The organism is Mesorhizobium sp. B2-8-1 (assembly GCF_006440955.1).
Taxonomy (GTDB): domain Bacteria; phylum Pseudomonadota; class Alphaproteobacteria; order Rhizobiales; family Rhizobiaceae; genus Mesorhizobium.
The window spans coordinates 1-25,413 of record NZ_VFTX01000013.1 but is presented as its reverse complement, the minus strand read 5'-3'; the positions used below and the strand labels follow the sequence as shown (position 1 = coordinate 25,413).

Here is a 25,413-nt window from a genome sequence, read left to right as displayed (position 1 = left end):
CCATTATCAGTCTTCCAGCGGCTCTGGCGGGTGGGTGTCGCGGCCTTTGCCGAACGTATAGCCGGTTTCCACCGCCTTGCGGCCGAACTTGTCGCGCAGTGAATCGATGGCGCCTTCGGCCATGGCCCGCTTTCGCGACTGGACATCGACCAGATCGGGCGGATCGGCCTTGTCATCGGCGGAAAGATCGCTGACGCCTATGCCGAGCAGCCGGTATTTGGTGCCGTCGGTTTCCTTGCGCAGCAGCTCGACCCCGGTCGAAAAGATACGGTCGGCGAGCCGGGTCGGGTCGCCGAGCTGGCGGTTGCGGGTGCGGATCTTGAAATCCTGCGTCTTCAGCTTGAGCACCACCGTGCGCCCGGCGATGCCGGATTTCTTCAGCCGCGCCGAGACCTTTTCCGAAAGGCCCCGCAGCACCGAGACCAGCTCGTCCAGCGAAGCGATATCGGTGTCGAAAGTGGTTTCGGCCGATACGCTCTTGGCGTCCTGGTCGGGATCGACGCGGCGGACGTCCTCGCCGCGCGAGAGCCGGTAAAGCCGGTCGCCCATCACGCCATAGCGGCGCATGAGGTCGCCACGGTCCATCTTCTGGAGCTGGCCGATGGTGCGGATGCCGTCCTGTTCGAGCGTGGCGTTGAATGCCTTGCCGACCCCCCAGATCATGCTCACCGGCTGTACGGCGAGGAAACCCACGGCTTCCGCTTCGCCGATGACCGAGAAGCCGCGCGGTTTGCGGAAATCCGACGCCACCTTAGCCAGGAACTTGCAGTAGGACAGACCTGACGAAACGGTGATGCCGATCTCCTTCTCGACGGCCAGCGCGAAACGGGCCAGCACCACCGCCGGCGGCAGGCCGTGCAGCCGTTCGGTTCCGGCAAGGTCGAGAAACGCCTCGTCGATCGAGAGCGGCTCGACCAGCGGCGTCAGCGCCTGCATCATCGCGCGCACCTCGCGCCCGACGACCACGTATTTTTCCATATTGGGCGGGATAACCACCGCTTCGGGGCAAGCCTCGAGCGCCTTGAACATGGGCATGGCGGAACGCACGCCCCTTATCCGGGCGATGTAGCAGGCGGTGGAGACGACGCCGCGCTTGCCGCCGCCGATGATCAGCGGCTTGTCCTTCAGCGCCGGGTTGTCGCGTTTTTCGATTGCCGCATAGAAAGCGTCGCAGTCGATATGGGCCAGATGCAGCCGGTACAGCTCGGGATGACGGGCAAGCCTGGGGCTGCCGCATCGCTCGCAGCGCCTGGCGTCGCTGCGCTGAAAGGCCAGGCAGTCGCGGCAGAAACCGTGATCAGGATTATTGACAGGAGCCGCCATCGCTGCGAACATAAAGAGAACAAACACAATGGTACGACAGTGCAAGGCTAGCGACAAGCTTGGCCTGGGGAGAACGCATGAGCACGACCATAGTGCCGCTGGCGCCTGAGCTCTGGCCTGAATTCGAAGATCTCTTCGGCAAGCAGGGCGCCTGCTACGGCTGCTGGTGCACGCATTTCCGGCTGGCGCCGGCGGCTCGTCGCGAAAGCAGCCGCGAACGCAACAAAGACCACATCAGGGCGCGCATCGAAGCAGGCCCGCCACCGGGCATGCTGGCGTTCGAGGACGGCAAGGCAGTCGGCTGGATGCAGATCGGGCCGCGCGCCGACGTGCCCGAGTGGAACAACCGGGGCCGGGGCTCGGCTCCGGTCGATCCCGCGGACGCATCGGATCCGAGCGTCTGGGCAATTTCCTGTTTCTTCATCCGCGCCAAGGCACGGGGCCAGGGCATCAGCCATCGCCTGGTCGAAGGCGGCATCGATTTCGCCCGCAGGAACGGCGCGCGAATGGTGGAAGCCTGCCCGATAGACCTGTCGAAGGATTCACGCTCCATCGGGCTGTTCGTGGGCTCGTCGCGCGTGTTCGAGAAGGCCGGGTTCGAGCGGCTCCTGGAACGCAAGGCGGGCCGGCCGTTGATGCGGCTGGTGCTGGAGCCGAGCGCCTGAACTTCGCCGTCTTGCAGTTGTGACGGTCTTTCCCTACCAGAAGTAGGAGACGATTTTGCCTTTTCGACCAAACGGAGAATTCTACGTGAACCGGATGTTGCCAATCGCCTTTACCGCGCTTCTGCTCAGCGCGCCCGCTTTCGGCCAGAGCGTCGACAGCCAGGGTGCGAAGCAGCTATCCGAGAACCTGTCCCGCTATGTCGGCAAACAGGCCCTCGACAAGGGCATCCTGAAGGTCTCGGTCGAAGGCGGCGCCTACAAGATCATGTTCGATTTCAAGGCGCTCGCCGGCACCTTGCCCGACCAGAAGCTGTTGAAATTCGACTTTGCGCCCTACGCCCTGCTGGTCAAGCCGCGCAGCGACGGGACCTGGGATGTCTCGATGGATCTTTCGCACAGCGCCTCCTTCGAGTTCAACGGGCCGCAGGGGCTGCAGAGCACGCAATTTTCTATCAAGGACGGCAAGGGTTCCGGTGTCTACGACCCCAATCTGGCGGCCTTTACCAGCGGCACCAGTTCGATGGCGGGCATGACGATGGTGTCGCAAGATGCCAAGCAGCACATGGAAGTCAGCGCCGACGGCGGCACCGCGACCATGGCCGCCACCAAGGCTGCCAATGGCGGGGTCGATTTCGCGTTGTCGCAAAAAGTGTCGAACTTTGTCGAGGCGATCAAATTCGACGATCCCGAAAGCGGACTGAAATTCCCGGTCACCGTCAAATCACCGGAACTGTCGGTGGATGCCAAAGGCAAGGGCGTGCAGACCAAGCCGCTGCTCGATCTCCTGGCATTTGCCGTCGCCAATGAGAATGAAGCCACGCTGAAAGCCAACCAGGCGCAGCTCAAATCGCTTCTGCTCGCCGCGCTTCCTGTGTGGGAGCGCATCGACGGGACATACGGGTTCAAGAATTTCGCGGTCGAGAGCCCGGTCGGCACGTTCGGTGCGGCGCAGCTCAGCACCGCCTTCGGAATGGATGGCGTCGCCCAGAGCGGTACGATCGGCTACGGGATCAAGGCATCTGGGTTGACCGTGCCGCAGCAGCTTCTGCCGAACTGGAGCATAGCGCTGCTGCCGACCGATATCGACCTGAACTTCGGCGGCGCCAATATCGATCTCGACAGCATGGCGAAGAAGGCAATCGAAGCCTTTGATCTTAACAAGAACCCGCCGCTGTCGGCCGAATTCGGAGAGCAGCTCAAAACCGACTTCATGGCCAAGACGCCGAAGGTCGTCATTGGCCATAGCACCATCAAGAACAAGGATACCGAAATCGCCTTGGAAGGCGAAATGACTTTTCCTGGCGAGAAGCCGGAAGCCAATGTGACGGTGGACGTGGCCGGCTTCGACAAGATCGTCGAGGGCTTGCAGGAAGCGGCGAAATCGGAACCGGAGGTGGCGCAGTACGTGCCTGTGGCCCTGATGGTGAAAGGGTTCGGCAAGACCTTGACGGACGGCCGCATGGAATGGGTCGTCAACGCCAAGCCGGACGGTTCGGTCATTGTCAATGGCGTCATGCTGAAGCCGGCCGATCCTGCCGAGGACGACAGCATTGACGATGGCGGCGACGAGACGGACCAGGCGGATCCGACACCGTAGCCACTCGGCTCACCAAAGCGCGTCGCCTTCGAACGGATTGGCGCGACGCGCCTCAAGCCTTCGTTTTATGCTTGTCGCTCAAACCGGGCGACAAGAGTCAGACTTCGCTCGACCTGGCGATCGGGGCGCCGCCTTGGGATCGTCACTCATATGGAATGCTCGTGGTTATCGTCGCCCAGCGGCAGCGCGCGCAACGCCTTGCCGACGGAGGCCGGTGGCGTGCCGGTTTCCTCGGCAAAACGCAGCAATGTGGGTTCGTGGGCGAGAACGAACTGCAGCACACCGGCCAGAAATCCCGGCTCGCCGGCAGCTTTGCGGATCGAATGCGCCTCGATGCCGGTGATCGCCAGGAAGCGAGGCAGCAGTTCGGGATCAGAGGCGACGAAGGCCAGAGCCTTCACGGCAATGGTTTCGGCCTCTTCGCGCATTGACGCTGCGTTTGCCATCATTACCTTTCAGGGTATGCGGAATGTGAGTCTCTTCCGCAGTAATGGCAAGCGTCGCTTGCGGCAAGTCGTTACCTCTTCAGTGCGGGACCCGAGGTGGAAACGGAGCAGCTTTTCTCGCCGCAGGTTTCCGTTTCGTCAATCATATTGCCGTAGAGTCGAGTAGGGTTTGGTGCGTCCCGGAAGGGCGCATAACGGCCGCCTTCGAGCGGAACAGCGGCCGGGACGGGATATCGATGCCTAAGAAGGTCATGATCGTCGAGGACAATGAGCTCAACATGAAGCTCTTTCGGGACCTCATCGAAGCAAGCGGTTACGAGACAGTTCGCACCCGCAACGGTCTGGAAGCGCTCGATCTGGCGCGTCAGCACCGGCCGGATCTCATTTTGATGGACATCCAGTTGCCTGAAGTGTCTGGGCTGGAGGTGACGAAATGGCTGAAGGAAGACGACGACCTGCACGTCATCCCGGTCATTGCCGTCACCGCCTTCGCGATGAAGGGCGACGAGGAGCGCATCCGCCAGGGCGGCTGCGAGGCTTATATCTCCAAGCCGATCTCGGTGCCGCGCTTCATCGAAACCATCAAGTCTTACCTGGGTGATTCCTGATGCACCTTGCCGCCAAAGCCGGAGCCTTGTGAAATGACCGCTCGGATTCTCGTCGTCGACGACATCCCTGCCAATGTCAGGCTGCTGGAGGTCCGGCTGCTGGCCGAATATTTCGAGGTGTTGACCGCCACCAACGGCCTGGATGCAATCGAGACCTGCGAGAACGGCAAGGTCGACGTCGTGCTGCTCGACGTCATGATGCCGGACATGGATGGCTTCGAGGTCTGCCGGCGCCTGAAGGGCGATCCGGCGACGTCGCATATTCCAGTGGTAATGATCACCGCACTCGACCAGGTTTCCGACAGGGTGCGCGGGCTTGAGGTCGGCGCCGACGATTTCCTGACCAAACCCGTCAACGACCTGCAACTGATGACGCGCGTCAAGAGCCTCGTCAGGCTGAAGTCGCTGACCGACGAGTTGCGGCTGCGCGCTTCGACCACGCGCAACATCGGCATCGAAGAGTTGCTCAGCCGCAATTTCGCCTCCGAGGACACGACGCCGAAAGTGCTTCTGATCGATGAGCGCAAATCGTCGATCGAGCGCGTCCAGAAGATGCTGCGCGACTGTGCTGACCTGGATGTCGCCAGCGATCCGCATGCCGGCTTCTTCCAGGCGGCGGAGACGCCCTATGAATGCGTGATGATCTCGACGAGCTTCGCCGATTTCGATCCGCTTCGGCTCTGCTCGCAACTGCGCTCGCTCGATCGCACACGCTTCCTGCCGATCATCCTGCTGGCGGAGGAGGGCGAGGAGGAGCGCATCATCCGTGGTCTCGAACTCGGCATCAACGACTATCTGATGCGGCCTATCGACCAGCAGGAACTGACGGCGCGGTTGCGCACCCAGGTGCGCCGCAAGCGCTACAACGACCAATTGCGCGCCAGCGTGACGCAGACGATCGAAATGGCGGTGACCGACGGGCTGACCGGGCTGCACAACCGCCGCTATCTCGACAGCCATCTCCAGACGCTGTTCGACCGCGCCGTGGCGCGGCGTCGGCCGCTGTCGGTGATGATCACCGACCTCGATCGCTTCAAGTCGATTAACGACACGCACGGCCATGACGGTGGCGACGAGGTGCTGCGGGAATTCGCGCGGCGGCTGCGCAAGAACGTGCGCGGCATCGATCTGGCCTGCCGGTTCGGCGGTGAGGAGTTCGTAGTGGTCATGCCTGACACCGATGGAGCGATCGCCGAAAAGGTGGCCGAACGCATCCGCGCCGAAATCGCCCAGATGCCGTTCGTCATCGGGCCTGACGGCAAGGCCATCGAGGTCACCGTCAGCGTCGGCGTGTCGTCGGTGCTGAAGGGGGTGGATACGGTGGCGGCGCTGATGAAACGCGCCGATCTGGCGCTCTATGAAGCCAAGAGCGGTGGCCGCAACCGCGTCGTCGCCAAGGCTGCCTGACGGACCGGGTAAGAGTATCCGTCAATCCGGCAAGGTTACCCATTTACCTTAATCCAAGCGATTCACGAGGCTTGGTTAAGAAACTGTTGATTTTCATAAGCTCTTGCGCAAATGTGCGGCCACAGACAGAGCGACGCCGGCACGAGGACAGACAGCCGGGTCGATCAAAAAATACCCCATGATGCTCAGGTCCGCCGCATCTCCTGGGTCCGTGGGGTCGGCCGGCCGGCGCTGGCATATAGTGGCCTCCTCGTACCGCTGCCAAACGCCGACCGGCCCCCTTTCAAAATAGCATCAGGATTCTGCGCCAAGCTCCGGATATCAGGAGCTTTTTGCGCACGAGATGTCGACAGCGCTTTTTGGCCTGTAAAAGGCGAGCCCCGATGTGAAGAGCTGCGGCGCACGCTCTCTTGCCATTCGGCAGAGGGCGTTGCTCCTCACTTCATATATATGGCGCCCAGGGGGCTTGCTTCAAGCCTGGGTTCCTCCCGTAAAACCGCGGCCCTAGCCAATGGGAGCGGAGTGACGGGAATGCGTGCACCGACAGATGGATCGCGTCGAAATCATGCGGTGATTGTCGCCGGGGGCGGCCCGACAGGATTGATGCTGGCAGGCGAACTCGCATTGGCGGGCATCGACGTCGCCATTGTCGAGCGGCGCCCGACCCAGCAGCTGATTGGCTTGCGCGCGGGTGGCCTGCACGCACGCACAATCGAGGTGCTCGACCAGCGCGGGATCGCCGACCGGTTCCTCTCCCAGGGGCGATGCTTCCCGACCGTCGGCTTCCATATGATCCGTTTGGACATCAGCGACTTTCCCAGCCGGCACAACTATCTGCTGGCGCTGCGGCAAAACCACATCGAGCGGATATTGGCCGACTGGATCAGCGAATTGGGGGTGCCGATCCATCGCGGACAGGAAGTCACGGATTTCATGCAGGACGACAGTGGCGTGGATGTGGGGCTTTCCGATGGCCGACGGATGAAGGCGCAGTACCTCGTCGGATGCGACGGTGGACGCAGCACGATCCGCAAGGCGGCGGGCATCGAATTCGCTGGATGGGATCCGACGATGAGCTGGATGATCGCCGAGGTCGAGATGTCGGAAGAACCGCCATTGGGCTTTCGCAGCGACGCCCACGGAACCCATGCGATAGGCAAGATCGAGGACGGCGACCGGTTGGGCATCGTGCTGACCGAGAAACGACTGATCATCGGTGGTGAACCGACATTGGACGATCTCCGCGAGGCGCTCACCGTTATCTATGGCACCGATTTCGGCGTCCACAGTCCGACCTGGCTCTCTCGTTTCACCGATATGACGCGCCAGGCTGCCGCTTACCGCGACAGACGTGTCCTGCTGGCCGGCGACGCTGCGCATATCCATCCCCCAATGGGCGGACAGGGCCTCAACATCGGCGTGCAGGACGCGGTCAACCTGGGATGGAAGCTGGCCCAGGTCGTCAAACGGGCATCACCGGACAGTCTGCTCGACAGCTACCATGCCGAGCGCCATCCGGTCGCCGCCCGCGTGTTGCGCAACACGATGGCGCAGGTCGCGCTTCGCCGCATGGATGACCGCACCAAAGCCCTGGGCGACACCATCGCCGAACTGCTCGCCATGGATGAACCACGCAAACGAATCGCCGCAGAGATGTCCGGCCTGGGTGTCCACTACGACCTCGGGGAGGGGCACGCGCTGCTTGGGTGGCGAATACCCGACCTCGATCTGCTCACCGCCAGCGGGCCGGTGCGGCTGTTTACCTTGCTGCACCATGCCCGGCCGGTGCTGATCAACCTCGGCACGCCCGGCAGACTTGACATCAAGCCGTGGGCGGATCGGGTCCAGCAGGTCGACGCCGTGTACGACGGCGACTGGGAGCTGCCAGTTCTCGGGGCCGTCGCCGGGCCCGACGCGGTGCTGATCCGCCCCGACGGGTACGTGGCATGGGTTGGTTCCGGAAGCCAACAGGGACTGGCCGATGCGCTGACCACCTGGTTCGGGCCGCGCGTTGATGCGGCGTAGCAGGGTCGAGGCCGGCCTGGCGCATCGCCCGCAAACGCGTGCTTGTCATGCGTTGCGAGCTTTTACGGTTTTAGGTCTCCTGACATCCCGTTGACAGGAGGTATCATCTGTGCAGAAAATGGTTGGACCATTGGACCACTTGGAACGCGCGTGGATCAAAACAGCCTGCCACCTATTCAGACGACGGCGCGTGACGACGCCGTGCTGAAGGCGTTGGTAGGCTTTGTTCGTGCCGAGGCCCTCCAGCCGGGCGAGCGGCTGCCAACGGAACGCATCCTGGCCGAGCGGCTGAAGGTCAGCCGCAACACGGTGCGCGAGGCGCTGACGCGCTGGGAAGGGCTCGGGCTGGTCGAGCGCCGGCAAGGCAGCGGCACCTATCTCAAGGCAGCCGTTTCGCCGGACATGTTGCATCTGCCGCTGACGCTTGCGGGCGGCAACGACTTCACCAGCCTGATGCAGACGCTGGAAATCCGTCGCGCGCTGGAGGCGGAAGCCGCCGCCCTTTGCGCCGAACGCGCGAGCCAGACCGATATCGCCGAAATCGAGCGCAAGCTCGACATCATGGAGCAGGCGTTCCGCACGCGCGAGGGCATGTCTTCGGAAGAGGACTGGGAGTTCCACCAGGCGATCTACAGGGTTTCCGGCAACCCGCTGTTCGAACAGATCATCGCCGCCATGCACGAATTGTTCCACCGCTTCTGGGAGCATCCGCTGGGCGTGCGCGATTTCGGCCACGCCAGTTTTCCCTATCATCGGACCATTTACGAGCGCATCGCCGCGCGCGACCCGCACGGCGCCCGCGCCGAAGCGCTCAAGCTGATCGCCACCGTCGAGGACGATCTCAAGCGCGGCGCCGCCAAACTCAAACTTTCGAGCCAGACATGAACGAGCATCCCTCAGGTTTCGATCACGACTATCTCGCCGAGGCGGCGACGCTTCTGGCGCATGACCAACCTTTCCCGGGTGGGGCGGTGGTGCCGCCGATCTACCAGACATCGCTGTTCACCTTCGCCAACTATGCCGAGATGGCGGATACTTTTGCCGGCAAACGGAAGCAGCCGATCTATTCGCGTGGCGACAATCCGACGGTGATGGAGTTCGAGGCACGCGTCGCCGCGCTCGAGGGCGCCGAGGCCGCGCGCGGCTTTTCCAGCGGCATGGCGGCGATCAGCGCCACGGTGCTCGCCTTCGTCGGCGCCGGCGAGCGCATCGTTGCGGTGCGCAATTGCTATGGTGATGCCTATCGGCTGTTCGAGCGGCTTTTGCCGCGGCTCAACATCAGGGTCGACTATGTCGACGGCTCCGATCCGGATGCGGTGGCGGCGGCCCTTCCGGGCGCCAGGCTGCTTTATCTGGAGAGCCCGACCTCGATGATGTTCGAGTTGCAGGACCTGGCTCACCTGACCCGGCTGGCGAAGGAGCAGGGCATCGTCACCACGATCGACAATTCCTGGGCGACACCGGTGTTCCAGAAGCCGATCACGCATGGCGTCGATCTGGTGCTGCATTCGGCTTCGAAATATCTCGGCGGCCATAGCGATACGGTCGCCGGCGTGGTGGCAGGCTCGGCCGCCCACATCAAGCACATCAACGAGCAGACCTATTCCTATCTCGGCGGCAAGCTTTCGCCCTTCGAGGCCTGGCTCTTGCTGCGCGGGCTGCGCACGCTGCCGCTGCGCCTGCCGCATCACATGAAGAGCGGGCTTGCCATCGCCGAGCGGCTGAAGGCGCATGGCAATGTCGAGCGCGTCAACCACCCCGCCTATTCGAACCATCCGGGCAAGGCGACGCTTGCTGGTTACGCGGGGTTGTTCTCCTTCGAGGTCACCGAGGATATCGACATCCCCGTCTTCGTCGATGCGTTGAAATATTTCCGCATCGGCGTGAGCTGGGGCGGCCATGAGAGCCTGGTCGTGCCCGCCAAGGCGTCGCTGGAGCAGACGCCGGGACTGAATTCGATGGCGCGCTTCGGCGTCAGCCCCCGAACCATCCGCTTCAATGTCGGATTGGAGAATGTCGAGGACCTGTGGGCCGACGTGGCGCAGGCCTTCGAAAAAGCCAGAAAATAACAAGCCGCTTCAAAATGGGAGTCTTGAAGATGAAAAAACTGACCGTCATGCTTGCCACAGCCGCGGGATTGGCGATTTCCGCCGGAAACGCGCTGGCCGATTCGACCCTGAAAATGGTCGAAGTCATCACCAGCCCGCCGCGCACGGAGTTCCTGAAGAAGCAGATCGCCGAATTCGAAAAGGCCAATCCCGGCATCAAGGTCGAGCTGGTCTCGCTGCCCTGGGGCCAAGCTTTCGAAAAGTTCCTGACCATGGTGCAGGCAGGCGATACGCCCGACGTGGTCGAGATGCCGGAACGTTGGATGGGCCTCTACGCCAACAACGCCCAGCTCGAGGATCTCGGCCCGTACATGGCCAAGTGGGACGACGCCAAGACGCTCGGCGAGCGCGCCAAGCAGTTCGGCTCGACCGTCAACAACACCCAGTTCATGATCCCTTACGGCTACTATGTGAACGCGCTGTTCTGGAACAAGAAGCTGTTCAAGGAAGCCGGCCTCGACGGCCCGCCGGCCACGCTCGACGAGTTCGTCGCCGATTCCAAAAAGATCTCGGCGTTGCCCGGCAAATACGGCTACTGCCTGCGCGGCGGGCCCGGCGCCTTCAACGGCATGCACATGTTCATGAACATCGCCGCCGGCAAGGGCGGCTACTTCAACGAAGACGGCACCTCGACCATCAACGAGGAGGGCTCGGTCAAGGGCCTGCAGATGCTGGCCGACATGTACAAGCAGGGTCTGGCGCCCAAGGACGCGGTGAGCTGGGGCTTCAACGAAACCGTCACCGGCTTCTATTCCGGCACCTGCGCCATGCTCAACCAGGATCCGGACGCGCTGCTCGGCATCGCCGACAAGATGAGCGCCGACGACTTCGCCGTGGCGCCGCTGCCGGTCGGGCCGAGCGGCAAGTCCTATCCGACGCTCGGCTATGCCGGCTGGGCAATGTTCGCCAATTCGCAGCACAAGGACGACGCCTGGAAGCTGATGGCGACGCTGCTCTCGCCCAAGGACAATCTGGAATGGGCCAAGGAAGTCGGCGTCGTCCCGATCCACAACGGCGCCGACCAGGATCCGCATTTCAAGACCGAGCAGTTCAAGGGTTGGTTCACGGAGCTCAGCGACAGCGCCAAATATGAAATGGTGACGCCCCCGACGCATCTGGAGAACCTCGGCAATTTCGTCGACCAGGTGGCGATCAAGAACTTCCAGGAAGTATTGCTTGGCCAAAAGGCGGCCAAGGAGGTTGCCGACCAATGGGCCGCCTTCCTGACCAAGGAACAGCAGGACTGGATGGCGAAGAACAAGAAGTAGTTTTTTCTTCCTTCTCCCCGTTCACGGGGAGAAGGTGGCCCGATAGGGCCGGATGAGGGGCGGCGCTACGTTCTGTCAGCCTGGCGCTGCCCCTCATCTGCCTGCCGGCATCTTCTCCCCGTATACGGGAGAAGGGTGCTGTCGCCTTCGCCGGCACCCACTCACCACTGTTGAGCCCAAATGACCTATGCCGTTTCCGAAATACGACCCGCCGGGAGGCCGCGCCGCAAGCGGCTGACGCACGCTGCCAGCGAACCCTGGCTTTATCTTAGCCCGGCGATCATCCTGCTGGTCGTGGTGCTTTTGGTGCCGCTGGTCATCGGCATCAGCTATTCGTTCCGTAAGTTTTCGGCCTTCAAGTCGGAATATGTCGGGCTCGGCCAGTACCAGGCGATGCTGTCGGATGCCGTGCTCGGCCAGGCGCTGGTCAATACGTTGTGGTGGACGCTCTCCAGCCTGTTCTTCCAGTTCTTCCTCGGCCTTGGCCTGGCGCTGCTGCTCGACAAGCCGTTTCGGGGCCGCAAGGTGGTGCAGGCGCTGGTGTTCCTGCCCTGGGCGGTGCCGTCCTTCCTGTCGGGCCTGACATGGGCATGGCTGTTCAATCCGATCATCGGGCCGCTGCCGCACTGGCTGTTCGCGCTGGGGCTGAAGGCCGAGCCGACAAACGTTCTCTCTGATCCCTCGACCGCCATGTGGGGGCCGATCGTCGCCAATGTCTGGTTCGGCATCCCGTTCTTTGCCATCACGTTGCTGGCGGCACTGAAATCCATTCCCTCGGAACTGCATGAGGCGGCAGCGATCGACGGCGCCTCGCCCTGGCAACGCTTCACCAAGGTGACGCTGCCGTTCCTGGCGCCGACCATCGCCATCACGGTGATGCTGCGTACCATCTGGATCGCCACTTTCGCCGACCTGATCTTCGTCATGACCGAGGGCGGGCCGGCCGGGTCGACCAACACGGTGCCGGTCTACATCTATGTCAGTGCCTTCAAGTCGCTGGACAAGGGCTACGCATCGGCGGTTGCCGTGCTGCTGCTCGTCCTGCTCATTGCCTATGCGATCGCGCTGATCGCCATCCGCCGCTCCCTGGTGAGGCACGTCTGATGATTGCGGGACGCTCATCTTCGCAGCGCTTCTTCGGCGGCGTCGGGCTCTATGCGGCCATCGCGGCGTATGTGATCTTCGCCCTGTTCCCGATCTTCTGGACGCTGAAGATATCGGTTACACCGGAACGGCTTCTCTATTCCGAAGGCATCACCTTCTGGCCGTCGCAGATGACGTTGCAGAACTTCGTCACCGTGCTCGAGGCGACCGACTTTCCGCGCTATTTCCTCAACAGCGTCATCGTCTCGGTTTCGACGGCTGCACTGGTGACTGTCATCGCGACGCTTGCCGGCTATGCCATGTCGCGCTTCACCTTTCGCGGCAAGGCGGCACTGGCGCTGATGCTGCTTTTGACCCAGACTTTCCCGCTAGTCATGGTCATTCCACCGATCTATCGCGTGATGGGCCAGATCGGCCTGATCAACAGCCTGACCGGGCTGATCATCATCTACACCGCCTTCAACACCGCGTTTGCAACCTTCCTGATGCAGTCCTTCTTCGACGGCATACCGAAGGACCTGGAGGAGGCGGCGATGATCGACGGCTGCACACGCGCGCAGGCGATGCGCCGGGTGATCGTGCCGCTGACGCTACCCGGCATGGGCGCCACGCTCGGCTTTGTCTTCACCGCTGCCTGGAGCGAACTCCTGTTCGCGCTGATGCTGATCTCCAGCGATGACAAGAAGACCTTCGCCGTCGGCCTGCTCACCTTCATCGGCAAGTTCGCCGTCGACTGGGGGCAGATGATGGCGGCGTCGATCCTGGCGCTGATCCCGGTCTGCATCTTCTTCGGCTTCCTGCAACGCTATCTCGTCACCGGCCTCACCGCCGGCGCCGTGAAGGGATAATCGATGGCTTCCGTTACGCTGGAAAAAGTCCGCAAAGACTATGGCGCCGTGCGTGTGCTGCACGCGGTCGACCTCGACATCGCCGACGGCGAGTTCGTCGTCCTCGTCGGTCCGTCCGGCTGCGGGAAATCGACGCTTCTGCGCATGATCGCCGGTCTGGAGGAGGTTTCCGATGGCGAGATCCGTATCGGCGAGCGGCTGGTCAACGACGTCGCGCCGAAGGACCGCGACATCGCCATGGTGTTCCAGTCCTACGCGCTCTATCCGCATATGGACGTGTCGAAGAACATGGGCTTCAGCCTGATGCTGAGGAAGGCGGAAAAGCAGGCGATCGACGCGCGGGTCGACGGCGCCGCCAGGCGGCTTGGGCTGGACAATTTTCTGCAACGCCTGCCGCGCCAGCTTTCCGGCGGCCAGCGCCAGCGCGTCGCCATGGGCCGGGCCATCGTGCGCGATCCCAAGGTCTTTCTTTTCGACGAGCCGCTTTCGAACCTCGACGCCAAGCTGCGCGTGCACATGCGCGCCGAGATCAAGGCGCTTCACCAGCAACTGAAGACCACATCGGTGTATGTCACGCATGACCAGATCGAAGCCATGACCATGGCCGATCGCATCGTCGTGATGCATGACGGCGTCGTCCAGCAGGTCGGCGCGCCGCTCGACCTCTATGACCGGCCGGCCAACATGTTCGTCGCCGGATTCATTGGCTCGCCCGGCATGAATTTCCTGCCGGCGAGTGTTGAGAAGGGCGGCAAGGCGGATGCCGTGCTGTCCGATGGCCAGAAACTGCGATTGCCGGATGGCCTGCCGCTCAGGGAAGGCGATGCGGTTACCGTCGGTTTGCGGCCGGAGCATATAAGGCTGGCGGATGACGGCCCGCTGCAAGGCGAAGTGGTGGTGGTCGAGCCGCTCGGCCTCTCGACGCAGTTCTACGTCAAGCTGGCCGGCCAGCAGCTTTGCGTGTTCGCCATGGGCCGCGCCGGCGTGAAGCCTGGCGAGACGGTGCGGCTATCGGCCGATCCGGCGGCGCTGCATGTTTTCGACCCGAAAAGCGCCGACCGGATAGGGTAGGGGCGCGGCCGCCGAGCGGCCACTCTGTTGCCCGCTGGGCACATTCTAACCATACGGCCTTTTGACGAGTCGAAACTTGCTTGACCCGGGCCAACCGCTTTGCGGAGCCACATTAATAGAAACCTCCTCCTGCCGCCATCATGTGGCGTCCTTTCATCAATCAGTTTGGTTCTTGAATCGCCGCAACGCGGCGGGGGGGAGATTTATAATGCCTGCGAATAACAATTCCGCCGACGCTCGTATCACTGAACCATGCCGCGAGAATGACCAGCCTAGGCCGGTGAACCGGTATGTCAGAAGACGGCTTCCGTCTGCCATCACGCTCGGAGACCGGAGAATTGCTTTCATACGCAGCGAAATCACGGAACAGATTCAGTCGCGAATTGACGCCTAGCGGACAGCGAGGGCAGCAGTATCAAGCCACGCTCTATCCCAGGGCGGCCGGCAAAGCAGCCTAAATCTCTTTGAACTCCACCGTCCGCGGCGGGATATGAGCTAGGCTCAGCCGTTTGGTATTCTTGATTTCTGGTCAACTGCCGCCCTACTTTGGGCCATCATCAGGGACCTAGACGAATGATCTCGGTTTGCGGATACATCGGGGCGGTGATCGGTTGGAAGGCGCTCGAAAATGCCGGCGACATCCTAGATAAGATCGGCGAGACGCTGTTTGGCGGACGTTATAAAGCGATCTACGAGGACGTCGCATCCAAGCTGCGCGCTCATACAGGCGCGGTTCCAGCAAACCACGATTTGGAGCACGCCATTCGACTCAGTGAACTCACCTCTTCACTCGTGATGGTGCGCATGTATGTCGATACGCAAGAGGCCGACCAGTTGCGGCTTGGCGGACGGCCGCCGGAGCGTCGCGCGAGGATTCAGTTCGCTAGTGCCGCGCGCCGCTATCTGCATAAGCAGATCGGATTGGGCGGGCCATTCAAGCTAGAATCCAACAAGGACGTTGTCGATGAAATAGAGACAAACTTGGACGGCGCGCTATCGGCTCGCGACTTTGCAGCGGTCCAGGCGAGTCTGGATGCAGCGTGCAAGCGCGTTCTGCGCGATCTCATCGCCGGAACGGAGCAGGGAAAGGACCAACTGGCCGTTCCTGCCGATTTCGCGTCATTTTTTCGTGGAAAGGCGACAGATGATGAGCCGGGCTGGGCTCTTATTTTCCTTGCCTTCATGCGGGAGGCATTGAAGCAAAATCACAAAGCGGAGGTCGCCTTCATCGCGTCTCGCCTTGGGTATTTGCGCAATTCGCTACCGAAACTCGAAGCCAAATTTGACCAATTTTTGCAGATAGCGAATTCGATAAAGAACGACACATCTGATATTAAAGATGATATATCTAAAATCCTAGCAATAGTTCAGAGACGTGAGTCTTACGTAATTGGTGGAATCCAATTTGAATTTCCTATTAAAATTGAAATAGCCATAAATGATCGTGGAGAGCTTATCATTTTCCACAGTCGGCCGTTTAACGATGATTTGTCTAAACTCGAATTCAATATGGACGAAGATCGACTCTCTCTAATCATGATTAAAGGATTCTCTTGTAATATACCAATACGATCTGAGTTATCTGTGTTTATGAGAAAGTCTACTCAGGCTCTAATGGTGCTTGTGAACGAGGAAGGTGGAAATCTAGTCGAGGGTGACTACGTGCCATTGCATGTCATGAAAAGGTACTTGGAACCACTTTCTTGTGGCTAGGGCAAAGCTGCGTAGAGACAAATTCTCTGGATCCTTGCTGAGGCGCCGTGGCTTTTGTCGTGGAGATTTATGCGGTGACGACGCGCACGCCTTTCGCGGTTTATGAGAGCCGCTCGACAAGGCCCCTGCCTCACGCGGGCTTTGTGACTATAGCAGCCCCATCGTTGGCCGTTATGCTGGGTTTGACTACCATCCAATGAAATCAATGCTTTAGGAACAAAAAACGCCGCCCGATGGGCGGCGTTTCGGCATTCTCTTGGAAAAACCAGATTACTTGATCTTGGTTTCCTTGAACTCGACGTGCTTCTTGGCGACCGGGTCGTATTTGCGGAACGACAGCTTGTCCGTCTTGGTGCGACTGTTTTTGCTGGTCACGTAGAAGAAACCGGTGTCGGCGGTCGACAGAAGCTTAATCTTGATGTTTGCGGCTTTGGCCATGGTATCAGTCCGTTTGTTCGTGGGGTTTTGGCCGCTGGAGCACGGGAAAACACCCGGACGCGGGAAACTTGCCGCGACACATAAAGAACGCGCCCGGAAAGTCAAGCCCGACGCGCCTTGCGGCCGTCACGGACGCCAATGCCTGTCGGCATTCATACGTGTTCCGCCTCCAGAACGATGGTTTTCTTCCAATCTCCCGTGGTGTTCCACCAGCGATTCGGATTGGCGCGGTCGTCCAACCCCTTGGAACGGCTGGCAAGGACCGGCTGAATGCGGATCACCGGCTCCTGGTAGCTGTGCGCTTGGAAGATCGCTTCGACGACGCGCGCCGCCAATTCCTGGTCATCGGGCAATTCGAACGAAACCTCGACCGTGCCGGGGCGCCGCCGCAATTCGGTCTCGGCGCCGGCGGCTGCGCCGTCAAGTGGCCGGTAGCGCTCGATGCCATGCGCCGACTGGTAGGCGTTGCGGTCATATTTACCCATGGCCAGCGGCGCCAGCGCCACCACGGCGTCCATGATGCGGTCGACATCCGCGGCCGGCGCCTGGAAAGTGACAAGCAGGAGCAGCGTCATCCGCAATGATGTGGTTTCAAAGCCGCTGTCGATCATCGGAGTCTCCTCAACTTCAGGTGTTTTGAGGTCTCCGTATAAACCGTGGCTGCTGACACGGTTCTGTCAGCAGCCAGTCATCCGGAGGTAGCCAGTTATGGGGCCAGCCGGCAGTGGGCGATCGTGAATCCGGTTTGCGCCGGTGGCGGCTTACAAGATCTTGCGGACCAACCTGACGCTGGCAAGGACCATGTAGGCGGCGAAGAACAGGCCGAGCGACCAGCCGAAACCAGAGGGACCGAACGCATCCATGCCGATGCCTATCGCCTGTGGGCCGAGCACCATGCCGACGCCGTAGCACAGCACGAAGGCGGCATTGGCCGAAGCCAACTCATGGCCGGAAAGCTGCGAGCCGAGATGGGCGAGGCCGATCGTGTACATGGCCGCGACCACGCCGCCCCAGACGAACAGAAGGCCCGCCATCAGGTGCCAGTTGCCGGCCAGATGCGGCATGAAGATCGTACCGGCGAGTCCGACAGTGGCGCACGCCAGAAGCAGATAGCGGCGGTCCGAGACGCGATCGCTGATCATGCCGATCGGGATCTGCAAGAGCACGTTGCCGAGGCCGATCATGGTGAGCAGCAAGGCGGCGTCGGCTTCGGAATAGCCGATGCGGTTGCCATAGACCGGAAACAGGGCGAAACCGCCCGTTTCGACGGCTCCAAACACCAGTACGGCGGCGGTGGCGGTCGGCACCAGCCAGATATAACGCAGGAAATTGCTGGTCTCGCCGTCAGATACGATCGTCGGGCTCTCGTTACGCGCCGCCAGCACCGGGATCGCGGCCAGCGCCACCAATGCGATGATGACTCCGAAAGGCCTGAAGCCGGAACTGCCGAGATGGGCGAACAGCCACGGCCCCGCAGCAAAGCCGAGCGACAGCACGGTGGCGTAGATGCCGAGCACAAGACCTCGCCGATGCGGCGGCGCCGAGGTGCTGATCCAGAATTCCGACAGGATGAACAGCACCGTCAGCGCGATGTGCAGCACGACGCGCAGCGGAAACCACATCCAGAAATCGGGTGCGAAGTGGAAGCCGACGAAGGCCAGCGCACCGGCGGCAATCATGGCGATCATCGTCCAGGCAACGCCGAAGCGCATGGCGAGCGGCGTGGCCAACGGGGCGCCGGCGATCGAGGCCAGGCCGGCGACGGCTGTGTTGAGGCCGATCATCGAGGCCGAATGCCCACGCGTTTCTAGGATGACGCTGAGCAGGGGCATGCCCAGGCCGATGGCAATGCCGACGACGCTGATCGACGAGATCGCCGCCACCATCGGCAGCCAGTGTACGCGCTCGTCGCCCTTTGGTTGGGTATCGACCGTCATGTTATGTCTGAATACTCGATGTTCTACAGAATTTCGCGGGTGAAGCGGTTGCGGACAAGCCGGTAGAAGGGTACGGGACCGCCCGGATGCAACAGCGGATCATGGGCGAGGCGGCTTTCCAGCTCGTCCAGGATCATCCGGGTGATGTCGGGAATGTCGGCTTCCCTGGCCTTGGCAAGCGGCAGCCAGACCAGTTCCTCGAGCTCGTTGGTCGGACCGCCGCCTGCCAGTTCGACGGCGACATCATCGCGCCAGGCGCAGAAGAAGCGGGTGTCGAAGCGGCGCACCCGGTTGGGCGGCGTGATGGCGCGCGCAATGAAGCGCAGCATGTCCAGGGCAGGTTGCACCCCATGTTCGGCAAAGCCTTGCCAATCAGACCTTGTCGTGGCGAAGGCGCCTTCGCGACCAATCAGCAGCCCGGCTTCCTCATAGGTCTCGCGGATGGCCGACAAGGCGATGGCGCGGGCACGCGCCTCGCTCGTGCGGCCGGGACCGGCGATGAGCTTTGCTTCCTGCTCGGGATGCAGCGCGGTGGCGGTGGGGATGCGGCTGTCCGCCGGGTCGGTACGGCCGCCGGGAAAAACGAACTTGCCTGGCATGAAGGCGTGACCGGCATGACGGCGACCCATCAGGACCCGCAAGTCGTTGGCCTTGCCGTCGAGCAGGATCAGGGTCGCGGCATCACGTGGACGAATCGCCCGGCCGCCATGCGTGGCCAGACCCTTGTCGATCCTGTCGACGTCCGCCTTGGTCATTCCTTCCATGCGCAGGACCTAGCGGAAACGTCTTGCATGCGAAAGTAGCCTTGACGGTTGGCATGTTGCGCCAGCCAGCACCTCAGGCACCGGGATGGGGTTCAGCCACGTCGTGTTCGCCAGCAAAACCGTGCATATAGAATGCCCATTGCAATCCGATGACGGCACCTTTCACCGGCTGCAGTAGGGCAACCGACAGCAGGATCGTCAAGGGTACCCAGATGGCGATGTGCTGCCAGGTGGAAAGGGTCGACGTCGCCTCCACGCCCATGAAGGCGCCGAGCACGATGTGGCCGACGATGACGATGACCAGATAGGCGGGCAGATCGTCGGCGCGGTGATGGTGTATCTCCTCGCCGCAGACGCTGCATGTCTCGACGGTCTTGGTGAAGCCGCGAAACAGCTTGCCTTCGCCGCAATGCGGGCAGCGGCCGAGCATGCCGCGCTTCATCGCCGTCCACAGCGGTCGCGCGACCCGGCCCGAGTGATGTTCACCGCCGAAAACCTGTTCTTCCGTGCCTCTTGCCATCATCGTCTCCTGCCACGCGAGCCTGGGCGCGATTGTGACGCACGGGCGCGGCCTTTTGCCTTGTGAAACGACCTGACGGAGCCAGGCAGGGGCTTCGGGTCGGTCAACATCTCAAAGCGCATCGCGCCGGCCATCGGCGCCACTTCGACGAGACGGACCTCGACACGGTCCGCCAACTGATAACCCTTGCCCGAGCGTTCTCCGTAGAGCGAGCGGGCCGTTTCGTCATATATATAGTAATCGCCGCCCAGAGTTGACACAGGGATGAAACCATCCGCGCCATACTGCGGCAATTGGACAAATAGTCCCGATTTGGTGACACCCGAAATGCGGGCGTCGAAACGGTCGTCGATGCGCTCGGCGAGATAAGCGGCGATCAGCCGGTCGACCGTGTCGCGTTCGGCCGCCATTGCACGGCGTTCTGTGCCGGAAATCAGCACCGAAACATCCTCGAGCCGCGCTTCCTCCTCCTGCGTCAGGCCCCCTGGGCCGAGGCCGAGTGCGGCGATAAGCCCGCGGTGCACGATGAGGTCGGCGTAACGGCGGATCGGCGAGGTGAAATGCGCGTAACGGTTCAGGTTGAGGCCGAAATGGCCGATGTTCTTGGGTGAATATTCGGCCTGGCTCTGCGAGCGCAGCACCACCTCGTTGACCAGACCTTCATTGTCGGCGCCGCGCACGCGCTCGAGAATGCCGTTGAACTGGGCGGGCCGCATCTGCGCACCGCGCGCCAGCGACAGGCCCAGGGTTTGCAGAAATTCGCGCAGCGATTCCTGCTTGGCCAGCGAGGGCGCGTCGTGGGTGCGGTACACCAGCGCCTGCTTCTTCGCCTCGAGTGTCTCGGCGGCGGCGACATTGGCCTGGATCATGAATTCTTCGATGAGCTTATGGGCATCGAGCCGTTCCGGCACGACGACGCGATCGACAGTGCCGTCGGGCTTCAGCAGGATCTTGCGCTCGGGCAGATCGAGTTCGAGCGGCTGGCGGCCATCGCGTCCGCGCTTGAGGACCGCATAGGCATCCCATAGCGGCTTCAGCACTGCGTCGAGGATCGGCCCGGTCTTGTCGTCCGGCACGCCGTCGATCGCCGCCTGCGCCTGCGGGTAGGCGAGCTTGGCCGCCGATTTCATCATGATGCGGTGGAAGGAATGCCTGACCTTGCGCCCGTCCGCCGAGAAGGTCATGCGCACTGCCAGTGCCGGGCGATCCTGGCCTTCGCGCAGCGAGCAGAGATCGTTGGAGATGCGCTCGGGCAGCATCGGCACGACGCGGTCGGGGAAATAGACCGAATTGCCGCGCTTCAGCGCTTCGCGGTCGAGTGCCGTGCCGTAGCGGACGTAAGCAGCCACGTCGGCGATGGCGACCGTGATGACCACGCCGCCGGGGTTCTTCTCATCGAGATCGGGCGTAGCGAACACCGCGTCGTCGTGGTCCTTGGCGTCGGCCGGGTCGATGGTGACCAGCGGCAGTTCGCGCCAGTCCTCGCGGTTGGCCATCGTCGCAGGCTTGACGGCTTCGGCTTCGGCGATGACGTCGGCCGGGAAGACATGCGGAATGTCATGTGCGTGGATGGCGATCATCGAGACCGCCTTTTCGCTGGTCAGCGAGCCCAGCACGTTGAGCACTTTTGCTCTCGGCAAGCCATAGCGCGAGGCCCGGGCGGGCTCGACCTCGACGAGATCGCCGTTCTTGGCTCCGTTCTGGAATTCCTTGTCGACGATCAGTTCGGGTTGCCGGCGCTCCACCGGCTCGATGCGGAAACTGCCGTCCTGAAGCACCCGAAAGACGCCGAGAACGGCATCTGTGCGCTTCTCGAATATCTTCATCACCCGCCCTGTGTAGGCCGGGCCGCCCAAGGCGACGTTCGTGTCGTCTGCGGGAAAGGTCTTGGCCAGCACGCGGTCGCCAATGCCAGGCGCCGGTCCGCCGCCACTGCGCGACAGGCGGATGGAAACGATGGGGGGCGGTCCATTGGCGGTGTGTTCGGTGGGACGCGCCAGCAGCACGCCGTTGGCGTCGCGGTCGAAAATATCGAGCACCGTGACATGGGGCAGGGCGCCAACGCGGGCCAGGCGCTTACGCTCCTTGGTCAGGACGCCTTCGTCCTGCAGGTCGCGCAGGAGATCCTTCAGCCAAATGCGGTCCGGGCCGCGCAGCGCGAACGCCTTGGCGATGTCGCGTTTTCCAGCGCGATCCGGATTTTCGGCGATGTAGCGCAGGATTTCGTCACGCGAGGGCCTGTAATCGCCCTTGACCTTGGCCGTTGTGTCGGCGGTGCGCGGGTCGCCGTGGGTTGTTGCGGAGATCCTGCGCGCCACGCCGTTCTATCCCTTTTTCCTGGCGGTGGACTTCTTGGCCGCCGTCTTCTTGGTAGCGGGCGCCTTGGCCGCCGCCGCTTTGCGGAAAGGCTTCTTGCCGCCGCCGCCCTTGGCTTCCTTCTCGGCGATCAGCGCCAGCGCATCCTCCATCGTCACCGATTGCGGATCCTTGCCCTTGGGCAGCGTGGCATTGACCTTGCCGAAATTGACATAAGGCCCGTATTTGCCGTCGCGCACGACGATCTTGCCGCCGCCGTCGGGATGATCGCCAAGCTCCTTGAGGGCTGCCGCAGTGCCGCCATTACGGCCGCCCTTGCCCTTCAACTGCTTCTCGGCGATCACCGAAACAGCGCGGTTGAGCCCGATCGAGAATACATCCTCGATGCTGTCGAGATTGGCGTAGGTGCCGTCATGCAGCACGAAAGGCCCGTAGCGGCCAAGCCCGGCCGAGATCATCTTGCCGGTTTCCGGATGCTTGCCGACATCGCGCGGCAGGGAAAGCAGAGCAAGCGCCTTCTCATGGTCGATCGAATCGGGCGTCCAGCCCTTGGGCAAGCTGGAACGCTTGGCTTCCTTGCCGTCGCCACGCTGGATGTAGGGGCCAAAGCGGCCGCTGCGCAGCGTGATCTCCTCAGCCGTGTAGGGATCCTTGCCGAGCACCTTGGTGCCGTCCTCGCCGCCGCCATTCTCGCCATTGGGATTGGCCGCGTCGCCGAGCTGGCGGGTGAAGGAGCATTCGGGATAGTTCGAGCAGCCGACGAAGGCGCCGAACTTGCCGAGCTTGAGCGACAAATTGCCGGTGCCGCATTTGGGGCAGATGCGCGGATTGGAGCCGTCCTCCCGGGCAGGGAAAACCAGCGGCGCCAGTTCCTCGTTCAGCGCATCGAGCACATCGGTGACGCGTAGTTCCTTGATGTCGGCCACGGCGCCGGAAAAATCCTTCCAGAAATCGCGCAGAACGTCCTTCCAGGCGAGCTTGCCGTCGGAGATCTCGTCGAGCTTTTCCTCAAGCGATGCGGTAAAGTCATATTCGACATAACGCTCGAAGAAGCTTTCCAGGAAGGCCGACAGCAGCCGGCCCTTTGCCTGCGGCACAAGCCGGCGCTTGTCGATGGTGACGTAGTCGCGGTCCTCGAGCGTCTTCAGGATCGCCGTGTAGGTCGACGGCCGGCCGATGCCGAGCTCCTCCAGCTTCTTGATCAGCGAAGCTTCGGAATAACGCGGCGGCGGTTCGGTCGTGTGCTGGGTGGCGTTGATCGCCTGGCGGGCAAGCTGCTCGCCGGCGCGGATTTCGGGCAGGCGGCGGTTTTCCTCGTCCTCGGAATCATCGTCCTTCTGGTCGGTATAGGCGGCGATGAAACCGTCGAAGCGCACGACTGAACCGACGGCGCGCAACTCGGCCGTGCGCGCGCCGTTGACCGCCTCGATCTCGACCGTGGTGCGTTCGATCTCCGCCGGCTGCATCTGGCTGGCGATGGCGCGCTTCCAGATCAATTCATAGATCCGCATCTGGTCGGCATCGAGATATTGCCTAACCGATGCCGGCGTGCGCATGAAGTCGGTCGGGCGGATCGCTTCGTGCGCTTCCTGGGCGTTCTTGGCCTTGGTCGTGTACAGGCGCGGCTTTTCCGGCAGGTATTTGGGGCCGAATTCCTTGGCGATGGCATCGCGTGCCGCGTCGATCGCCTCGGGCGCCATCTGCACGCCGTCGGTTCGCATATAGGTGATCAGGCCGGTGGTCTCGCCGCCGATCTCCATTCCCTCATAGAGGCGCTGCGCCACCTGCATCGTGCGGTTGGCCGAAAAGCCGAGGCCCGACGAGGCGGCCTGCTGCAATGTCGAGGTGGTGAAGGGCGGGCCTGGATTGCGCTTGGTGGGTTTTGCCTCGACGGACAGCGCCTTGAAGGCCGCGCCCTCGAGCATGGCCTTGATGTCGTCGGCCTGCGCCTTGTTGGCGATGTCGAGCTTTTGCAATTTCTTGCGCTCGAAAGCGGTCAGGCGCGCCTCGAAATTTTCGTTGCGCGGCGTGCCGAGGATGGCAGCGATCTGCCAGTATTCCTCGCGGATGAAGCGTTCGATCTCGGATTCGCGGTCGCAGACCAGCCGCAAGGCGACCGACTGCACGCGGCCGGCGGAACGGGCTCCGGGGAGCTTGCGCCACAGTACCGGCGAGAGAGTGAAGCCGACGAGATAGTCGAGCGCCCGGCGGGCGAGATAGGCGTCGACCAGCGGCGCATCGATCTGGCGCGGATTGGCCATCGCCTCGAGCACCGAGCTCTTGGTGATGGCGTTGAAGACGACGCGGCTGACCGGCTTGTCCTTCAGCGCGCGCTTCTGCCGCAAGACTTCCAGAACGTGCCAGGAAATGGCCTCGCCCTCGCGGTCCGGGTCGGTGGCGAGGATCAGGCCGTCGGCGTCCTTGACCGCCTTGGCGATGTCGGCGAGGCGCTTGCCGGATGCCGTGTCGACCGCCCAGGACATGGCGAAATCCTCGTCCGGTCGCACCGAGCCATCCTTGGCCGGCAAATCACGGACATGGCCGAACGAGGCCAGGACCTTGTAGTTCTTGCCGAGGTATTTGTTGATTGTCTTCGCCTTGGCCGGCGATTCGACGACGACGACGTCCATGAGGGCTCATATCAGCTGTGATGCGGCAGAAGAATTCCGCTGCGCGCGACGAAATCTCGGTTCTGTTCGTCGCTCACATGGCCGCGCTTTTGCATCCGGTCAAGGGGAAGCGGCCAAATTGCAAGAGTGCCGGCAGCAATACACTCTAAGAGTGTATGGAGAAGATCACATTGTTGAGGGGTAACTAAGACAAATGGCTGGAGCGGTGAGGAGCGGCTCAAATTGGCGCCGATGAGTCGCCGGCGACCCTGTGTATTGAGCCAAATGCCGCGCCAGCGCGTCTGGTGCGGGCTGCCAGGCGTTGGAGGCACGCCCGGCAGCAACGTCGAAGTTAAGGTGGCAGCCTTAGTCGGCCTTGACGATATGCCAGACGCCGCCGACGCCATCACCCGACACATCGCCGGCCTTCTTGTCCTTGATGAATGTGTAGACGGGCTTGCCGTCATAGGCCCACATCTTGGTGCCGTCGGTACGGTCGACTACGGTCCATTCATCGTCCGCCTTGGCGCCGGCCTCGGCCTTCAGCGGCGGCCAGTTTGTGGCGCATTTGTCATAGCAGTTGGTCTTGCCCTTCTCGTCCTTGTCATAGGTATAGAGCGTCATGCCGTTGGCATCGGTGTAGATC

At 62.2% G+C, this 25,413-nt stretch carries 22 protein-coding genes; 12 read left to right on the top strand and 10 right to left on the bottom strand.

Going from position 1 to position 25,413, the window contains the following annotated elements; all coding sequences use genetic code 11:
- Nucleotides 1-6 precede the first annotated feature (6 nt).
- A complete protein-coding gene (locus FJ428_RS27075) occupies nt 7-1,335 on the bottom strand; it encodes a DNA polymerase IV (protein WP_140520983.1) in 1,329 nt (442 codons plus the stop codon).
- A 65-nt stretch (nt 1,336-1,400) separates the two neighbouring features.
- On the opposite strand from FJ428_RS27075, the gene FJ428_RS27070 reads away from it, so the two are divergent.
- Together FJ428_RS27070 and FJ428_RS27065 are read left to right on the top strand one after the other, a co-directional pair.
- Complete coding sequence (locus tag FJ428_RS27070) at nt 1,401-1,988, top strand: GNAT family N-acetyltransferase (protein ID WP_140579688.1); 588 nt, start codon at nt 1,401-1,403, stop codon at nt 1,986-1,988.
- Between the two features lie 94 nt (nt 1,989-2,082).
- Nucleotides 2,083-3,585 carry a hypothetical protein gene (locus tag FJ428_RS27065; protein ID WP_140501574.1) on the top strand — a complete coding sequence of 501 codons (1,503 nt, stop codon included), beginning with the start codon at nt 2,083-2,085 and terminating at the stop codon, nt 3,583-3,585.
- Nucleotides 3,586-3,731: 146 nt separating this feature from the next.
- Here the strand turns inward: FJ428_RS27065 and FJ428_RS27060 are convergent, their stop codons facing one another.
- Entirely contained in the window at nt 3,732-4,031 is a 300-nt protein-coding gene (locus FJ428_RS27060; RefSeq protein ID WP_140501536.1) for a DUF3572 domain-containing protein, read from the bottom strand.
- 236 nt (nt 4,032-4,267) lie between these two features.
- Between FJ428_RS27060 and FJ428_RS27055 the strand changes: the two genes are divergently transcribed.
- The 10 genes from FJ428_RS27055 (at nt 4,268) to FJ428_RS27005 (ending at nt 16,183) form a co-directional block, all read left to right on the top strand.
- The gene (locus tag FJ428_RS27055; protein WP_140501538.1) at nt 4,268-4,639 is read left to right on the top strand and encodes a response regulator; all 372 of its coding nucleotides are present in this window, start codon (nt 4,268-4,270) and stop codon (nt 4,637-4,639) included.
- A 33-nt stretch (nt 4,640-4,672) separates the two neighbouring features.
- Nucleotides 4,673-6,046, top strand: a complete 1,374-nt coding sequence (locus FJ428_RS27050; RefSeq protein WP_140648882.1) for a PleD family two-component system response regulator — start codon at nt 4,673-4,675, stop codon at nt 6,044-6,046.
- A gap of 531 nt (nt 6,047-6,577) precedes the next feature.
- Entirely contained in the window at nt 6,578-8,071 is a 1,494-nt protein-coding gene (locus FJ428_RS27040) for an FAD-dependent monooxygenase (RefSeq protein WP_140633490.1), read from the top strand.
- Between the two features lie 150 nt (nt 8,072-8,221).
- On the top strand, nt 8,222-8,956 hold the full coding sequence (locus tag FJ428_RS27035; protein ID WP_140501544.1) for a FadR/GntR family transcriptional regulator: 735 nt from the start codon (nt 8,222-8,224) through the stop codon (nt 8,954-8,956).
- On the top strand, nt 8,953-10,140 hold the full coding sequence (locus FJ428_RS27030; RefSeq protein ID WP_140633488.1) for a PLP-dependent transferase: 1,188 nt from the start codon (nt 8,953-8,955) through the stop codon (nt 10,138-10,140). Before FJ428_RS27035 ends, FJ428_RS27030 begins: the two co-directional genes overlap by 4 nt.
- 29 nt (nt 10,141-10,169) lie before the next feature.
- The gene (locus FJ428_RS27025) at nt 10,170-11,447 is read left to right on the top strand and encodes a sugar ABC transporter substrate-binding protein (protein WP_140579680.1); all 1,278 of its coding nucleotides are present in this window, start codon (nt 10,170-10,172) and stop codon (nt 11,445-11,447) included.
- 180 nt (nt 11,448-11,627) lie between these two features.
- Nucleotides 11,628-12,551: a sugar ABC transporter permease gene (locus FJ428_RS27020; protein WP_140501550.1), complete on the top strand. Its 924-nt coding sequence runs from the start codon at nt 11,628-11,630 to the stop codon at nt 12,549-12,551.
- Entirely contained in the window at nt 12,551-13,399 is an 849-nt protein-coding gene (locus FJ428_RS27015) for a carbohydrate ABC transporter permease (protein ID WP_140501552.1), read from the top strand. The genes FJ428_RS27020 and FJ428_RS27015 overlap by 1 nt, the downstream gene beginning before the upstream one ends.
- A 3-nt stretch (nt 13,400-13,402) precedes the next feature.
- A complete protein-coding gene (gene ugpC / locus FJ428_RS27010) occupies nt 13,403-14,470 on the top strand; it encodes a sn-glycerol-3-phosphate ABC transporter ATP-binding protein UgpC (RefSeq protein WP_140501554.1) in 1,068 nt (355 codons plus the stop codon).
- 573 nt (nt 14,471-15,043) lie between these two features.
- Complete coding sequence (locus FJ428_RS27005) at nt 15,044-16,183, top strand: hypothetical protein (protein ID WP_140564033.1); 1,140 nt, start codon at nt 15,044-15,046, stop codon at nt 16,181-16,183.
- 270 nt (nt 16,184-16,453) lie between these two features.
- Here FJ428_RS27005 and rpmG read toward each other — a convergent pair whose 3' ends face one another.
- The 8 genes from rpmG to FJ428_RS26965 all read right to left on the bottom strand — a co-directional run.
- Nucleotides 16,454-16,621, bottom strand: a complete 168-nt coding sequence (rpmG, locus tag FJ428_RS27000) for a 50S ribosomal protein L33 (RefSeq protein WP_006201775.1) — start codon at nt 16,619-16,621, stop codon at nt 16,454-16,456.
- Between the two features lie 152 nt (nt 16,622-16,773).
- Nucleotides 16,774-17,232: a hypothetical protein gene (locus FJ428_RS26995; protein ID WP_140501560.1), complete on the bottom strand. Its 459-nt coding sequence runs from the start codon at nt 17,230-17,232 to the stop codon at nt 16,774-16,776.
- A 150-nt stretch (nt 17,233-17,382) separates the two neighbouring features.
- Nucleotides 17,383-18,558 carry an MFS transporter gene (locus FJ428_RS26990; protein ID WP_140501562.1) on the bottom strand — a complete coding sequence of 392 codons (1,176 nt, stop codon included), beginning with the start codon at nt 18,556-18,558 and terminating at the stop codon, nt 17,383-17,385.
- A 23-nt stretch (nt 18,559-18,581) separates the two neighbouring features.
- Entirely contained in the window at nt 18,582-19,322 is a 741-nt protein-coding gene (locus tag FJ428_RS26985; RefSeq protein ID WP_140880521.1) for an NUDIX domain-containing protein, read from the bottom strand.
- Nucleotides 19,323-19,395: 73 nt separating this feature from the next.
- The gene (locus tag FJ428_RS26980) at nt 19,396-19,842 is read right to left on the bottom strand and encodes a DUF983 domain-containing protein (protein ID WP_140525403.1); all 447 of its coding nucleotides are present in this window, start codon (nt 19,840-19,842) and stop codon (nt 19,396-19,398) included.
- Nucleotides 19,842-22,160, bottom strand: coding sequence for a ribonuclease R (gene rnr, locus FJ428_RS26975; protein ID WP_140579674.1), 2,319 nt, complete (start codon nt 22,158-22,160; stop codon nt 19,842-19,844). The genes FJ428_RS26980 and rnr overlap by 1 nt, the downstream gene beginning before the upstream one ends.
- Before the next feature lie 6 nt (nt 22,161-22,166).
- Nucleotides 22,167-24,788 carry a type I DNA topoisomerase gene (gene topA / locus FJ428_RS26970; RefSeq protein WP_140880520.1) on the bottom strand — a complete coding sequence of 874 codons (2,622 nt, stop codon included), beginning with the start codon at nt 24,786-24,788 and terminating at the stop codon, nt 22,167-22,169.
- 345 nt (nt 24,789-25,133) lie between these two features.
- A partial coding sequence (locus FJ428_RS26965) for a hypothetical protein (protein ID WP_140528014.1) occupies nt 25,134-25,413 on the bottom strand: 280 nt, incomplete at its 5' end.